Origin of the sequence: Asanoa siamensis, assembly GCF_016862555.1 — a bacterium.
GTDB lineage: Bacteria > Actinomycetota > Actinomycetes > Mycobacteriales > Micromonosporaceae > Asanoa > Asanoa siamensis.
Map to the genome: position 1 here is coordinate 1 of NZ_BONE01000132.1, position 14,272 is coordinate 14,272.

Genomic DNA, 14,272 nt, shown 5'->3' on the forward strand with positions numbered 1-14,272 from the left:
GTACGGCGGGAGCACCCTCCCGCCGTACCCGACGGGTCTCTCAGCGGGTCTGCGCCGCGAGTGCCGTGCGGGCGCCGTCGGCGTCGAGGTCGGCGCCGTAGACGGCGGTGCCGGGCTCCTGGCGCCAGCTCTCGTCCAGCGGGCCGGCGTCGACCGGGTCGAAGCCGAGCGCGTCGATCAGCTCCGCGACCACCCGCTTGGCCTCGGCGTCGTCGCCGGCGAGCGGGATCGCGATCCGCCCCGGCGTGCCGGCCGGCTTCCCGGCGTCACCGAGCGGCCGGAAGTTGATCGTGTTGAAGGCCTTGACCACCCGCGCGCCGGCCAGGTGGTCGGCGGCCCAGCGGCTCGACGGGGTGCCCGCCTCGATCGCCTCGATCCGCCCGTCACGCCGCGGGTAGTAGTTGTTGGTGTCGACGACCACCTTGCCGGCGAACGCGTCGCCCGGCAGGTCGGGCACCGCCCGCGTGGGGATCGAGACGACGACCAGATCGTGGTCGACGGCCTGGGCGACGGTGCCGGCCGTCACGCCGGGTGCGGAGGTGAGCGCCTCGTCGTGGGTCTCCGGGCCGCGCGAGTTGGCGACCACCACCTGGTGACCGAGCGCGCCGAGCCGCCGGGCCAACGTGCCGCCGATGTATCCGGCGCCGATGATTCCGATGTCCATACCTCCGGGAACGTACCCCCGCGCCGTGATCTTCCGGTGTTTTCGCCGTCACCTCGTGGGTACGCGGCAGGAATGACCACAGACCCGACCTATCCGCCGATGGAAGAGAGCAACGAGGCCACGCGCGACGAGTTGCGGGTGGCGCGTGAGCAGGGCGACGCGTACGGGCACGCGATCGGCGCGATGGCCGACGAGGACGGCGCCGCGACCGGCCGGGCGGGCGACTACCTGGTGGCGTTCGTCAACGAGGACGCCGAGGGCATGTACATGCTGGAGGACGGCGTGCTGGTCTGGCGCGAGGCCGCACCGGAGGCCAACGTGCACCCGGAGGTGGCGGTCGCCGACGCGGGCGACGGGCGGTTCGTGCCCGGGCTGCGGGTGCACGTCGACGTGTCGCAGGACGGCCGCCCGGTGCTGACGAACGTGGAGCTGCCGTTCCTCTGGCACCCGTTCCTCTACCACTACGGCGGCAACGCGAAGGTGCCCGGCCCGGGGCCCTACGAGGTGACGGTCCGGATCGCGGCGCCGACGTTCATGCGGCACGACCCGGTCAACGGCAAGCGGTACGCGTCGCGCGTCGAGGCACGGTTCGAGCGCGTGACGTTCGCCAACGGCCGCAAGGAGAGCCCGGAGGGCTCGCCGCGGGGTGCGGACGCGCCGACGGCTGTGTAATCCGCTTTTCCCGGACGGGCCAGGTCGCTATTTTGGCGCTCGTGCGGACGGCATCGGGTGTATCCACTGTAGACGGCAACGACTGGCTCGACCCGGTCTGGCGGGCGGGCGCCTCGGCCTGGGCGACGGAGCGGCTGGCGGCCCTGGGCCGGCCGGTCACGGGCCCGATCGAGCAGGTCCGGGTGCGGCCGTGGTCGGTGAGCCTGCGGGTGCCGACCGACAGCGGCCCCCACTGGTTCAAAGCCAACACGTTCGGCTGCCGCTACGAGGCGCCGCTGGCCTCGGCCCTGGCTTGGTGGGCGCCGGCGTCGGTGCTGGTGCCGGTCGCGACGGACCCCGACCGGGGCTGGCTGCTGACGGCCGACGCGGGCCCGATCCTGCGCGACACCGCGCCGACCCTGGACGACTGGGCGGCGCTGCTGGCGTCGTACGCGGCGCTGCAGCAGGCGCTGGCGCCGCGGGCCGACGAGATGATCGCTCTCGGCGTCCCCGACCAGCGTCCGACCCTGCTACCCGGGCTGTTGGCCGGTCTGCTCGACGAGCCGGCGGTGGCTGCCGACCTGGGCGCGCAGCGGCTGGCGGCGGTCCGCGGCGTGGCGCCGGCGTTCGCGGACTGGTGCGCGGAGTTGGCCGCGGACGGCCTGGCGCCCTCGCTGCAGCACGACGACCTGCACGACGGCAACGTGTTCGCGAACGGCCGCTTCTTCGACTGGGGTGACGCGAGCGTGGCCCACCCGTTCGGCACGCTGCTGGTGACGCTCTCGTCGGCGGGTCACGCCTTCGACCTGAAGCCGGGCGCCCCGGAACTCCTCCGCTTGCGCGACGCCTATCTGGCCGCGTGGCCGGGCGACCCGACGTCCCTACGCCGCTCGGCAACCCTGGCGTGCAGGGTGACCCGGGTGAGCCGGGCCCTGTCCTGGCGACGCGCCCTGGACCGCGCGGCCCTGCCACTGGACGACGACGTGCGCACGGCCCCCGCCGAGTGGCTCGCCGAACTCACCGAACCGGACCTCGTCTGACGGGTGCGCGGTCAGCCGCGCAGGATCCGGGGGCGGTGGACGTCGGTGTTGTCGACCAGGACGGTGGCCCGTTCCCGCGGGGCGCAGGCGGCGAAGTAGATGCGTTGCGCTCCCACGTAGCGCTGCATGTCGGGATGGTCCGGGTCCGGTTCGGTGCCGTCACGCAATGCCATGCGGCGGGCGGTCACGGTGAACGGCACGTCGAGAAACACGGACAGGTCCCACGGGGCGCCCAGTTCGTCGCGGTGCAGGAACAGGCCGTCGACGACCAGCACCGCGTGCGGCGGGGCCAGCTGCGGCTCAGGCGAGAGGATGGCGTCGGTCCGCAGGTCGTGGCCGGCGACCCGGTAGCGGCGGGAGCCGTGTGGCCCGAAGGGCTCCAGGACGTCGGCACGGAACCGCGCGTAGTCGTACGAGTCGCGCCAGAAGCCCTCGGGCGACCGTGGGCCCGCGCGGTAGCGCACGGCCCGCACGTGGTGGAAGTCGTCGAGCGAGATCCGCACGACCGGCCGGCCGCGTTCGCGGAGCACGGCGGCGAGGCCGTCGGCGAACATCGTCTTCCCCGCACCGTCCGGCCCGTCCACGCCGACGCGGACGCAGGTCCCGTCCCGCGGCTCCGGGACACGGTCGGCGACGGCACGCAGGACCCGAACCCGGTCGGGCGCGACGGACATCGATCAATCCCGCCGCTGCGCGGTGACGGTGATCGCGCTGTAGTGCATGGTGAAGGCGCCGCCGAGGGCGTCGATCGCCGCGCCGGTCCGGTCGAGCAGCGCCGCCAGCCGGTCGGGTGGGAGGCGGGTGAACAAGCCCTGCGTGGGCAGCACGTCCAGCCACTCGTCGCGGGTGTAGTCGCGTCGCCAGTCGTCCCGCCAGCGATCGGGGGTGGCGAAACCGGCTCGGCTCAGGCCGTCGGCCGCCGCGTCGGCCATCGCCGTGTAGGCGCTCACCGCGTCGTCGGGATAGGCCGGCAACTCCGGGACGAGGCGGGCGGTGACGGCCGCGAAGGCCGCCGCGGCGGCGGGCGCCGGTTGGCCCGCGTTCCAGAAGACCGCCAGCCGGCCGCCGGCGCGCAGCACCCGCGCGGCCGCTCGTGCGCCGGCCACGGCGTCGACCCAGTGCCACGCCTGCGCGGCGACGACCGTGTCGAAGGTGCGGCCGGCGGGGTCCCACTCCTCGATCTTCGCGACCTCGACGTCGACACCGAGGCGCCGGGCCAGGGCGGCCATCCGCGGGTCGGGGTCGACGCCCAGCACCCGGCAGCCGGCCGCCTGGAACTGACGCGCCGCGATGCCCGTGCCGCAGCCGACGTCGAGCAGGTCAGAGCCCGGGCCCGCGGCCACGATGCGCGAGATCAGCGCGTCGGGATAGCGCGGCCGCGCCCGGTCGTAACGCTCCGCGTCCACGCCGAACGACTCGGCCACGGCGCGATGTTCGGACGGTACAGTGGGCATGCGCCCACTCTAGCGATAAGAGTGGGCAGGCGCCCACTCTTATCTCCGGGGAGGAAACCGGCTTGCCGACCGGCGTGTTCCTGCGCGACGCTCGCGAACAGCTCTTCGACGCGGCCGAGCGGGTCCTGCTCCGGGCGGGCCCGAGCGCCCTGACCAGCCGCGCGGTCACCGACGAGGCGGGCGTGGCCAAGGGGGTCCTGCACCGCCACTTCGCCGACTTCGACGCGTTCCTGGCGGAGTTGGTGCGGGACCGCATCGCCCGCCTGGAACGCAGCGCGGCCACCCTGCGTGCCGCCGCCGGCACGGGCACGGTCGCGAGCAACCTGGCGACCGCGCTCACCGACCTGTTCGGGTCGATCGCCGTCGCGATGATCACCTTGATCACCTTCCGCGACGGCCTCCGGGCCCGTCTTCGCACGACCCATCCGCGCGGCGTCCCACTCCTGTCGGAGGCGGCCGCCATGATCGCCGACTACCTGGCCGCCGAGCGCGACCTGGGCCGCTTGGCTCCGGATGCCGACCTCCACACGCTAGGCCTGACCCTGATCGGCAGCGGCCACCTGCTCTCGGCCGGCGACCCGCCACCGGACCACGCCGCCGTGCACCACCTGGTGGAGTCGATCATCGCGGGGGCTGTCCGGCGCTGACCTCCGGGCCGAGGGCCGCCGCGGCGCCGGTGCGGGTCATGCGGTGCCAGCGCAGGCGGGTGCCGAGGAGGGCGGTGACCGCCGCCTGGACAACCACCAGGTACATCACCTGGCGGTAGAGGATCTGCTGGAACGGCAGCGTCCACAGTGGGCGCAGCGACTCGCCGTCCAGGCGGAGGGCGAAGGCCGCCGTCGCCGCCTGGAGCGTGAGGAGCAGCAGCCAGCCCAGGGCGAGCTTCGCGGTCGGGAGGAAGAGCAGGCCGTAGACCGCGAAGACGTCCACGGCCGGCGCCGTCAGGGGGAGCAGCACCTGGAAGACCGCCAGGTATGGCAGGGCGCGGCGGCCCAGGCGCCCGCGTTCGGTCAGCGCCGCCCGGTGTTTCCACATCGCCTGCATCGTGCCGTAGCCCCAGCGGTAGCGTTGCCGCCAGAGTTGGCGCAGCGTCGCCGGTGCCTCCGTCCAGGCCACCGCCCGCGGGGCGTACGCCACCTCCCAGCCCGCCCGGTGCAGCGCCATCGTCAGGTCCGTGTCCTCCGCCAGCGTGTCGCCCGGGACGCCGCCCACGTCGCGCAGGGCCGCGCGGCGGAACGCGCCGACCGCGCCCGGGATCGTCGGCATGCAGCGCAGCACCGCGTACATCCGGCGGTCGAGGTTGAAGCCGATCACGTACTCCAGGTGTTGCCACCGGCCCAGCCACCGCGACCGGTTGGCCACCTTCGCGTTGCCCGACACCGCGCCCACCCGCGGGTCCGCGAACGGTTGCACCAGCCGGTGGACGGTGTCCGGCTGGAACACCGTGTCGCCGTCGACCAGCACGAGCAGGTCGGCCCGGGCCGCCGCGATGCCCGTGTTCAGGGCCGCCGGCTTGCCCGCGTTGCGCTGCCGGACGACCCGCACCCCGGGCAGGCCCAGCCGCGCGACGATGTCGGCCGTGCCGTCGGTGGACCCGTCGTCGACGACGATCACCTCCACCGACGGGTGCGCCCCGCCGACCAACGACAGCACGGTCGCCCGGATGTTCGCCGCCTCGTTGTAGGCGGGAACGATGACCGAGACCGGCGACCACACGCCACGCTCCGACGGGCGGCGCCGCCGCGCGTGCCACCACGCGCACCCCGCCTGGAACGCCAGCCGGGCGACGCCCAGCACCAGCGCCACCACGAGCAGCCAGGTCATCACGGCCGACAGGACGCCGCCGAGGCCCTGGAACCAGCGCAGCGCCGTGCCACGGATCCGGTCACCCGCCGACGCGGCGGGCGCAGGCACTCCCAGCGCCGCCGACACCGTGGTGAACCGGTAACCCCGCCCCTGCAGCATCGGGATGAGCTGGTCCAGGGCCGCGACGGTCTGTGAGCGGTCGCCGCCGCCGTCGTGCAGCAGCAGCACCGTCCCGGCGTCGCCGGCGGGCAGGCCCGCCCGGACGATCGCGTCGACCCCGGGGCGTTGCCAGTCGTTGGTGTCCAGATCCGCCAGCACCGCGGTCTGGCCCTGGGCCGTGGCGTCCCGCAGCGCCGAGAGGTCGTCGGCGGACACGTCGCCCGGCCGGGACGAGTACGGCGGCCGGAACAGCGGCGCCTGCCCGCCCGTGGCGCCGGCGATCGCGTTGCGGGTCAGGGTGAGCTCCAGGCGCCGCCGCCAGGTCGCGGCCGCGCCGAGGTCGGCGTGGGTGAACGTGTGCGAGCCCAGGTCGTGACCCTCCGCCACGATCCGCCGGGCCAGTTCCGGCTCCGCGTCGACGCGCGAGCCGACGGCGAAGAACGTCCCCGGTACGCCGTGCCGGCGCAGCACGTCGAGCACCTGCGGCGTCCACCGTGGATCCGGCCCGTCGTCGAAGGTGAGCGCCACGGTCCGCGCCGGCAGCGACCGGCTGACCAGCCCACCCCGGTCGGCCCGCAGGAACGGCCCGCCGAGCGGGGTCGCCGCCTCCGTGACAACGCCCGGACGGCCGGACCCGCCGCCACCGCCGCGGGCGTACCCGTCGAACGCGAGACCGGCCAGCAGCACGACCAGGCCCAGGGCGAACAGCACCCAGTGCGCACGCGGATCACGCCGCGCGACGTGGCGCGGCCGGTGTCGGGCGGGCATCAGCCGGCCTTGGGCCGGGGATGGTCGGGCTTGGCGGTCGGCTTGTTGCCGCGCCCCACGCCCCGACCGGGCCGGTCGGTGGCGGAGGCGGTGGCGGCGGATGGCCTGGGAGTGGCGGCGACGGACGGGCGCGCCCGCGAAGACGGCGCGGTCGCCCGCTGCGTGACAGGAGGCGGCGGCACGGGCGCCGGCCCGATCACCGCGGCGTCGCGCCCGGGCGTCCCCGGTCCGTCGCCGGTCCAGCCGGCCAGCGGCAGCGGCCCGCCGGCGAGCAGCCCCGCGGCGAGCAGGCCCAGGGCGCTGACGAGCAGCGCCCCCGAGGCGACGGCCACCCAGGTGAGGATCCGGCGGCGCCGCCCGGTCCGGTCGACGAACACGTCCGCGCTCACGGGTGCGGATCCTTGGGCGTCTTCGACGGCTGGTTCTTCCGCACCGGCGTCGGATGCGCGCTGTTGCGCCGCGGGTGCGGTGACCGCGCGTGCTCGTCGGGCCCCTTCCCGCGCCCGTTGGGCAGCGCGGACGGCGGCCCGCCCGGCGTCCGCGGCGGTGTGCCCGCCGGGACCCGTCGCGCCGGGTCGTCGACGCCGGTCACCGGTGCGGGCGACGGTGCCGGCACCACCGGCGCCGGCCGTGGCTCGTCGCGGGTCACGCCGGGCAGCGTCCCGGTGACGCTCGCGACGGCGAGCCCCGAACCCGTCAGCAGCGCGCCGACGACCGCGACCTTGACGGCGAGCACCCGCGAGACCGCGCGCCGCGCCCGCGAAGGCGCCGGCGCCCGGTCCGCGGCCCGGAACCCCGCCACCGCCGCGCCCTCGCCCAGCAACTCGTGCGGCCCGGCCGGCCCGCGGGCGTGGGTCAGCACCCGACCCAGCGGCGTGTCGGCGTGCGCCCCGTCGAGCAGGCGTTCGGCGGCGGCCCGGTCGGGCCAACCGGTCACCGCGGGTCCTCGGGCACCAGTTCGGCCAGCCGGCGCAGCCCCCGGTACGCCGCTGTGCGCACCGCGCCTGGCCGCTTGCCCAGGATGCGCCCGACCGTCTCCGCGTCGAGCCCCATCACGACCCGCAGCAGCACGGCCTCGGCCTGCTGGGCGGGCAGCGACGCGACCAGCGCGATCGCGGCACCCGTCGCCACCGCGTCGGCGGCCTCGTGCGCGGTGTCGGCGCCACTCGCCAGGTCGGCCAGCGTCTCGACCGGCACCGGCACGCTCGGCCGCCGGCGCATCTTGCGGGCATGGTCCAGCGCCCGGTGCCGGGCGACGGTGGCGGTCCAGGCGCGGAAGTTCGTGTAGTCACCGCTGAACCGGGGCAGGTCGCGACAGACCTGGAGCCAGGTCTCCGACGCCACGTCCTCGGCGTCCTCGCCGATCAGCCCGCGCAGGTAGCGCAGCAGCGGCGGCTGTACGGCCCGGAACAGCTCGCGGAAGGCGCTCTCGTCGCCGTCCCGCGCGGCCTCCACCGCGGCGGTGAGGTCGCCGAGCTGGGCCGGCTCAACCAGCAGGTCGGTCACGGGATAGAGAGCGCCGGCGCCGGCGGAAGTGTCACCACCCTGGGAAAGAAAGCAGGGGGACATCGACGGGTGGCACGACCCGAAGGCAGAATCGACGGCACGCGTACGAACCGGGGAGGCCGCTCATGACCTTCAACCTCAGCGTGATCCTCCGCGAGTCGGCCCGCCGCGACCCCGACAAGACGGCGGTCATCTTCGGCGATCGCAAGGTCAGCTACGCGGAGCTGGACGCGGCCGCCGACCGGGCCGCCGCCGGCCTGCTGCGCCACGCGGCGAAGGGCGACCGGGTCGCGCTGATGCTGCCCAACCGCGTCGAGTTCCTCGAGTGCTATTTCGGCATCCTCAAGGCCGGCCTGGTCGCGGTGCCGATGAACCCGCTGCTCAAGGCCGCCGAGGCCGCGCACATCCTGGCCGACAGCGGCGCCCGCGCGGTGGTCGCGGGTGACCTGTCGGCGGCCGCGGTGGCCGACGCCGGCGTTGCGGTGCTCAACCCGGACCAGCCCGACTTTCTCGGCGATCCGGCTCCGCTGCCGTGGGCGGCGACGACCGACGCCGACGACACCGCGGTCATCATCTACACGAGCGGCACGACGGGCCGGCCGAAGGGCGCCGAGCTGAGCCACTTCCAGCTCTACCTCAACTGCTCGCTGGCCGGCGACCGGTTCGACACCCGCCCCGACGACGTCTCGCTCGCGGTGCTCCCGTTCTTCCACGTGTACGGCCTGTCCAGCGTCGTCAACGTGGCGATCCGCAAGGGCGGCACGATCGCGGCCGTGCCCCGGTTCGACGTCGACCTCGTCCTCGACGTGCTGCACGACCACCGGGTCAGCGTGCTCGCCGGAGTGCCGACGATGTACCACGCCCTGCTGCACGCCGACACCGCCGGCCGCGACCTGTCCGCGCTGCGGATCGGCTCGTGCGGTGGGGCCTCCATGCCGGAGGCGGTGCTCAAGGGCGTCGAGGAGAAGTTCGGCATCACCGTGCTGGAGGGCTACGGCCTGTCCGAGACGGGCAGCACCGCGACGATGAACCCCGGCGTCGACGACCGCCGGATCCGCTCGATCGGCCGGCCGATCTGGGGCGTCGACGTGCGCGTCGCGGCACCGGACGGCGGCGCGCTGCCCGACGGCGAGGTCGGCGAGTTGCTGGTCCGTGGGCACGTGGTGATGAAGGGCTACCACAACAACCCGACGGCCACGGCGGAGGCGATCCGCGACGGCTGGCTGCACACCGGCGACCTCGGCTACCGCGACGCGGACGGGTTCCTCTACGTGGTCGACCGGATCAAGGACCTGATCATCCGCGGCGGCTTCAACGTCTACCCGCGCGAGGTCGAGGAGGTCCTCTACGGCCATCCGGCGGTCGCCGAGGCGGCGGTCGTGGGACGGCTCGACGAGCGGCTCGGCGAGGAGATCGTCGCGGTGGTCACCGTCCGGCCCGGCCGCGACCTGGACCCGGACGCGCTCATCGCGTACTGCCGGGAGCGGCTCGCCGACTACAAGAGTCCGCGTGAGGTGCGGGTGGTCGACGCCCTGCCGAAGAACGCCACCGGCAAGCTGCTCAAGCGGGAGGTCAGGGAGTTCGTGTCGCTGCGTCGATAATGTGCGGTTCGCCGAACCGCGAGTTACAGTCCGGGCACGCCGCATAGTTGTCGGTCGACAACTTTTGGCGTGCGGAGGTGCCCAGATGTCAACCCAGAGTGCTCTCTCTATCACGGACGGTGAGCTGGATGCCGCCGCGCGCCGATACGAGCTGGCCGGCCACGACGGCGCGGCGGCGGGCCGGGCGCGGGACGAGTTCGTCAGCGCGCTGGTGCCGTTCGCGGACCGGCTGGCGGGTCGCTACCGGGGGCGTGGCGTGCCCTACGACGACCTGTGCCAGGTGGCCCGGCTCGCGATGGTCCGGGCGGTCGACCAGCTCGACACCGACCGGGGCTCGTTCACCGCGTACGCGATCATGACCGTGCGCGGTGCCCTGCGCCGGCACTTCCGCGACACGTCCTGGGACACCCACGTCCCCCGCGCGGTCCAGGAGCTGACGCTGCGGCTGTGGGCGGCGGTCGAGGACCTCGCCCGCGAGCTGCGCCGGCCGCCGACCCGGGCAGAGCTGGCCGCCCGTCTCGGCGTCTCCGGCGACGAGGTGACCGCGGCGCTGCTGGCCAGCGGCGCGAAGGCCGCCCGGTCGTTCAATGCCCCGGTGTCGGGCGACGACGGCGCCGCCGAGCTGGGCGATCTGATCGGCGTCCGCGACTCCGAGCTCGAGGGGCTCGACGACCGGCTGACGGTCCGCGAGCTGATCGCCCGCCTGCCGGAGCGGGAACGCCGGATCCTCACCCTGCGGTTCTACGGCAACCAGACCCAGGTGGAGATCGCGGCGGCCACCGGCCTGTCCCAGATGCACGTGTCCCGGCTGCTGTCACGCACGCTCGCCTGGCTGCGCGAGGCGATGCTCAGCGACCAGCCGCCGCCGTGGGCCGGCCAGGACGAGCCGGACGCCACCGAGCTGGACATGGCCGTCTCCCGCGTGGGCGACGTCACGGTGGTGGCGCCGCGCGGCGAGGTCGACGCCGACAACGCTGAGCGGTTGCGCGCCGCCCTGGTGCACTGCTGCCGGCACGCCCGCAGCGGGGTGCGGGTCGATCTCCGCCGGGTGCCGCTGCTCGACGCGGCCGGGGTGGCGGCCCTCGCCCGGGCGTACGGGGTGGCGCACACGAGCGGTGTCGACTTCGCCCTGGTCGCCCCGAACCCGACGGTCGCCCGCTGCCTGCGGGTCGCGGGCCTCGCCCCGCTGGTCCAGCGCGGCTGAACCGGTCAGCCGGACGACAGCAGGTCGAGGACGGCCGCTTCGAGCCGGTCCCGGGTCGCGCGGTCGTCGAGGTCGGGCGCGGCACCGTCGAGCGCCGGCGCGATCGTCACGCCGTCCTGGAACAGGTCGACGACGCGCGGGTCGACATAGGACGATCGGGCGACGGCGGGTGTGTTGCCCAGATAGTCGGCCACCTCGCGGATCGCCGCGGGCACCGCCCGCTTGCGCGCGGTCGCCGACCGGCGCTTGCGGGCCCCGATCTCGTCGACCGCCAGCGCGACCGCGGCCAGCACCGTGCCGTTCCAGGTGCGGAAGTCCTTGGCGCTGATCTCGATGCCGGCGATCTCCCGCAGGTACGCGTTGACGTCGGTACTGCGCACGTCGACCCAGCGCCGCCCGGCGCGGTAGGCCAGCAGCTCCGGCTGGTCGGTCGGGCGGGCCAGCAGCGAGCGGACGACCGCGCGCAGGTCGTCGTCGCGGACGTCGATGGTGCGCTGGAGCCCGCCCTTGGCCGGGTAGCAGAACCGCACCAGACCGTCGGTGAGGGCCACGTGCTCGCGCCGCACGGTGGCGAGCCCGAAGCTCGCGTCGGCGCCGTTGGCGTACTCCTCGCCACCGATCCGGAAGCAGCCCACGTCCAGCAGCCGCACCGCGGCGGCGAGCACTCGCTCGCGGGTGGCGCCGCGCCCCGCGAGGTGCGTGTCGACGGCCGACCTGATGGCCGGCAGGTGCGCGCCCACCTCGAGCACGTGGTCGAACTTCGCCGCGTCCCGCTTGGCCCGCCACGCGTCGTGGTAGCGGTACTGCCGTCGCCCGGCCGCGTCCGTACCCGTGGCCTGGATGTGTCCGCGTGGGTCGGCGCAGATCCACACCTCGCGCCAGGCGGGCGGGATCACCAGCGCCCGGAACCGGGCCAGTGTCGCGCGGTCGGTGACGACGGCGCCGTCGGGGTCGAGGTAGCTGAACCCCTTGCCACGACGGCGCCGCGTGTAGCCCGGCCGGCCCGTGTCGCTTCGCCGTAATCGCACGGCCGGTGGATACCCCGGAAATCAGCCTTCAACGCCGGTGGCATTGTGCGCGGAACCGACCGGTTTGGACTCCGGCGATCCGCGCTGGCGCAGATAGATCGAGAGCACCACCATCGAGGCGACCGCGAGCAGCTCGGACTGCCAGTTCTGCAGGGTCCGGTTCCAGAAGTCGGGCTCGATCAGGTAGCGGCCCCAGGAGACGGTGTCCTCGAGCTGGCTGAGCTGCTCCTCGTTGTACGCGGCCACACCGGCGATGGACTGCGCGGTCCACGAGCCGAGGAAGATCGCGCCCATCACCAGGCCGAGCGAGTTGGAGAAGAGCCCGCGCCGGAGACCGGGTTCGCGGGCCCACCGCGGCGACTCCGGTTGGGCGTGCTCGCCCATCTTCTGGTCCTCGTGCGTCTCACGCCCGACCTTGTCGAGCTGCTTGGACTCCGGGGAGCCCTTCTGCACCAGCCACACGGTGAGGAAGATGTAGAGGAAGAACTGGAGATATTCGGACTGCCAGTTCTCCGAGACGTCGACGCCGAAGCTCGCCGAGGTGACGTAGCGGCCCAGCGAGATCGGCTCGAGCCCCTCCGCGACCTGCTCCTGGTTGAAGTTGGCGTGCCCGGCGAACGCCTGTCCGACGAGGACGATCAGGAACAGCACGCCGAACGTCAGGCCGAGCGAGTTCTCCCGCAGGAAGCGCCTCATCGGTGCAGCACCCCCAACACGATGATGTAGGCGAGCCCGAGCGTCACGAACACCAGCAGGAACGCGAACATGACCCGCATCTCACACCCCCTGGAGCGTGCAGTCGTACGGCTTGCCCTCGCGCGGCTCGCAGCCGGCCGCGACCACCCGCCAGCCGCCCCGGAACACGGCGAGGAAGACGGTGTCGGTGTCGAGCCGGACCTGCGCCCACTGTCCGTACACATTGGTCGTCGTGACCTGTCCGGGCGCCGGCAGGTCCTCGTCGAGGACCGCCTGCGCGCACGGCTGGTCGGCCGACTTCTCCAGGTCGGCGAGCGTCTCGGGGGCGAGGGTCGCGCACGCGCCGGCACCGTCGCCGCGCGCGACGGAGTCGAGCAGCCGGACCGCGACGGCGGCGGCCGCGTCCTCACGGCCGCCGGGACCGCCGCAACCCGCGAGCGCGAGGACGCTTCCGGCGACGGCGAGCAGTGCCGTTCGCTTCATGCGCACAGTCTTCCCAAACGCCCCTTCGGTTATGCGGTGCCACGCGGTTGACACCCTCCGCCCCGGGTACCTCCCAGGCACCCCAGAAGAGAGGACCCGAACGCCATGACCACCGCGAGAGAGATCATGACGGCCGACGCGACCTGCGTCGGCGAGAACGAGACCGTGGCCGCGGCGGCCCGCAAGATGGCCGAGCTCAAGGTCGGCTCGCTGCCGATCTGCGGCACCGACAACCGGCTCAAGGGGATGCTGACCGACCGCGACATCGTGGTGAAGGTGCTCGCCGACGGCCGCGACCCCGAGAAGGTCACCGCGGGCGAGCTCGGCCAGGGCAAGCCGGTCACGATCGGCGCGGACGACGACGCGGAGGAGATCCTCCGCACGATGGGCAGCCACCAGGTGAGGCGGCTCCCGGTCATCGACGGCCACTCCCTGGTCGGCATCGTCGCGGTCGCGGACGTGGCCCGCGCCCTGCCGGACAAGCCGGTCGGTGCCCTCCTCGACGCGATCAGCGACAGCTGACGAGCATGCCGTCGCGCGGACGCGTCGGGATGCGGTCCAGCGGGACGGCCAGATCCTGCGGCGGCACGGTGTAGTCGAGCCGGGCGACCCGGACCGCGAGGTCACTGAGCAGGGCGACCGTGTTGGGCTCGCCCGGGCAGCGGTGGCCCGTGGCCGGGTCGCCGGCTCCCTGCGGCACGAGCGTGAAGGGGTCCAGCGCGGCGGCGTCGGGGCCCAGGAACCGCTCGGGATCGAACCGGTAGGGGTCCTTCCACAGTGCGGGGTCGTGGTTCTGGCCGTAGAGGTCGAGCAGGACCAGCGCGCCCGCCGGGATCCGGTGCCCCGCGAACGCGACGTCGCCGGGGGCCCGCCCGCCGACAAACGGCGCGAACGGATAGAACCGGCGGACCTCGTGGGCGAACGCGGCCGCGAAGCCCGGGTCGCCGGCCCGCAGCCGCTCGCGCTGCTCCGGCCGGAGGTGCAGGGCGTGCGCGGCGAACGCGACGAACCAGGCGACCGCGACCGTCGGCCGCACGACGTTGAGCAGTTCGACGGCGGCGGTCGAAGGGTTCAGCAGGTGGCCGTCGTCGCCGCGGTGGTGGGCGACGACCTCGACCGCCGTGCCGCCGGGCTCGGTCGGTCGACCCTTGCGCCGCAGGTCGGTCACCAGGTCGGCGAGCCGCTCCTCCTGGCGCCGGCGGGCGCGGCGGG

At 74.3% G+C, this 14,272-nt stretch carries 17 protein-coding genes; 6 read left to right on the top strand and 11 right to left on the bottom strand.

Annotated elements, in window-relative coordinates; genetic code table 11:
- Nucleotides 1-40 precede the first annotated feature (40 nt).
- Nucleotides 41-694, bottom strand: coding sequence for an NADPH-dependent F420 reductase (locus Asi02nite_RS39260; protein WP_505606704.1), 654 nt, complete (start codon nt 692-694; stop codon nt 41-43).
- A gap of 42 nt (nt 695-736) precedes the next feature.
- Here Asi02nite_RS39260 and Asi02nite_RS39265 point away from each other — a divergent pair, with 42 nt between their 5' ends.
- Together Asi02nite_RS39265 and Asi02nite_RS39270 are read left to right on the top strand one after the other, a co-directional pair.
- Nucleotides 737-1,336, top strand: coding sequence for an iron transporter (locus Asi02nite_RS39265; protein ID WP_203719134.1), 600 nt, complete (start codon nt 737-739; stop codon nt 1,334-1,336).
- Between the two features lie 41 nt (nt 1,337-1,377).
- Entirely contained in the window at nt 1,378-2,355 is a 978-nt protein-coding gene (locus tag Asi02nite_RS39270) for a phosphotransferase (protein ID WP_203719135.1), read from the top strand.
- Between the two features lie 11 nt (nt 2,356-2,366).
- Here the strand turns inward: Asi02nite_RS39270 and Asi02nite_RS39275 are convergent, their stop codons facing one another.
- Together Asi02nite_RS39275 and Asi02nite_RS39280 are read right to left on the bottom strand one after the other, a co-directional pair.
- Entirely contained in the window at nt 2,367-3,029 is a 663-nt protein-coding gene (locus tag Asi02nite_RS39275) for a nucleoside/nucleotide kinase family protein (RefSeq protein WP_203719136.1), read from the bottom strand.
- Between the two features lie 3 nt (nt 3,030-3,032).
- Entirely contained in the window at nt 3,033-3,809 is a 777-nt protein-coding gene (locus Asi02nite_RS39280; RefSeq protein WP_203719137.1) for a class I SAM-dependent methyltransferase, read from the bottom strand.
- A gap of 62 nt (nt 3,810-3,871) precedes the next feature.
- Here Asi02nite_RS39280 and Asi02nite_RS39285 point away from each other — a divergent pair, with 62 nt between their 5' ends.
- Nucleotides 3,872-4,456, top strand: coding sequence for a TetR/AcrR family transcriptional regulator (locus Asi02nite_RS39285; RefSeq protein ID WP_203719138.1), 585 nt, complete (start codon nt 3,872-3,874; stop codon nt 4,454-4,456).
- Here the strand turns inward: Asi02nite_RS39285 and Asi02nite_RS39290 are convergent.
- The 4 genes from Asi02nite_RS39290 to Asi02nite_RS39305 are packed head-to-tail and all read right to left on the bottom strand — an operon-like array spanning nt 4,431 to nt 8,048.
- On the bottom strand, nt 4,431-6,542 hold the full coding sequence (locus Asi02nite_RS39290; RefSeq protein ID WP_203719139.1) for a bifunctional polysaccharide deacetylase/glycosyltransferase family 2 protein: 2,112 nt from the start codon (nt 6,540-6,542) through the stop codon (nt 4,431-4,433). The genes Asi02nite_RS39285 and Asi02nite_RS39290 overlap by 26 nt on opposite strands.
- On the bottom strand, nt 6,542-6,931 hold the full coding sequence (locus Asi02nite_RS39295; RefSeq protein ID WP_203719140.1) for a hypothetical protein: 390 nt from the start codon (nt 6,929-6,931) through the stop codon (nt 6,542-6,544). The genes Asi02nite_RS39290 and Asi02nite_RS39295 overlap by 1 nt, the downstream gene beginning before the upstream one ends.
- Nucleotides 6,928-7,479 (bottom strand): hypothetical protein, encoded by a 552-nt coding sequence (locus tag Asi02nite_RS39300; RefSeq protein WP_203719141.1) that lies wholly within the window; start codon nt 7,477-7,479, stop codon nt 6,928-6,930. The genes Asi02nite_RS39295 and Asi02nite_RS39300 overlap by 4 nt, the downstream gene beginning before the upstream one ends.
- Nucleotides 7,476-8,048 (bottom strand): RNA polymerase sigma factor, encoded by a 573-nt coding sequence (locus tag Asi02nite_RS39305; protein WP_239127650.1) that lies wholly within the window; start codon nt 8,046-8,048, stop codon nt 7,476-7,478. The genes Asi02nite_RS39300 and Asi02nite_RS39305 overlap by 4 nt, the downstream gene beginning before the upstream one ends.
- Nucleotides 8,049-8,173: 125 nt before the next feature.
- On the opposite strand from Asi02nite_RS39305, the gene Asi02nite_RS39310 reads away from it, so the two are divergent.
- Nucleotides 8,174-9,649 (top strand): long-chain-fatty-acid--CoA ligase, encoded by a 1,476-nt coding sequence (locus Asi02nite_RS39310; protein WP_203719143.1) that lies wholly within the window; start codon nt 8,174-8,176, stop codon nt 9,647-9,649.
- An 85-nt stretch (nt 9,650-9,734) separates the two neighbouring features.
- Nucleotides 9,735-10,853, top strand: a complete 1,119-nt coding sequence (locus Asi02nite_RS39315) for a sigma-70 family RNA polymerase sigma factor (protein ID WP_203719144.1) — start codon at nt 9,735-9,737, stop codon at nt 10,851-10,853.
- 5 nt (nt 10,854-10,858) lie between these two features.
- Here Asi02nite_RS39315 and Asi02nite_RS39320 read toward each other — a convergent pair whose 3' ends face one another.
- The 3 genes from Asi02nite_RS39320 to Asi02nite_RS39330 form a co-directional block, all read right to left on the bottom strand.
- Entirely contained in the window at nt 10,859-11,881 is a 1,023-nt protein-coding gene (locus Asi02nite_RS39320; RefSeq protein ID WP_203719145.1) for a DNA topoisomerase IB, read from the bottom strand.
- 21 nt (nt 11,882-11,902) lie between these two features.
- Nucleotides 11,903-12,577: a DUF6766 family protein gene (locus tag Asi02nite_RS39325; protein WP_203719146.1), complete on the bottom strand. Its 675-nt coding sequence runs from the start codon at nt 12,575-12,577 to the stop codon at nt 11,903-11,905.
- Nucleotides 12,578-12,658: 81 nt separating this feature from the next.
- A complete protein-coding gene (locus tag Asi02nite_RS39330) occupies nt 12,659-13,060 on the bottom strand; it encodes a hypothetical protein (protein WP_203719147.1) in 402 nt (133 codons plus the stop codon).
- A gap of 105 nt (nt 13,061-13,165) precedes the next feature.
- Between Asi02nite_RS39330 and Asi02nite_RS39335 the strand changes: the two genes are divergently transcribed.
- Nucleotides 13,166-13,582: a CBS domain-containing protein gene (locus Asi02nite_RS39335; protein WP_203719148.1), complete on the top strand. Its 417-nt coding sequence runs from the start codon at nt 13,166-13,168 to the stop codon at nt 13,580-13,582.
- Here Asi02nite_RS39335 and Asi02nite_RS39340 read toward each other — a convergent pair.
- Nucleotides 13,569-14,272: cytochrome P450 (locus Asi02nite_RS39340; RefSeq protein WP_203719149.1), on the bottom strand; the 704-nt coding region annotated here is incomplete at its 5' end. The genes Asi02nite_RS39335 and Asi02nite_RS39340 overlap by 14 nt on opposite strands.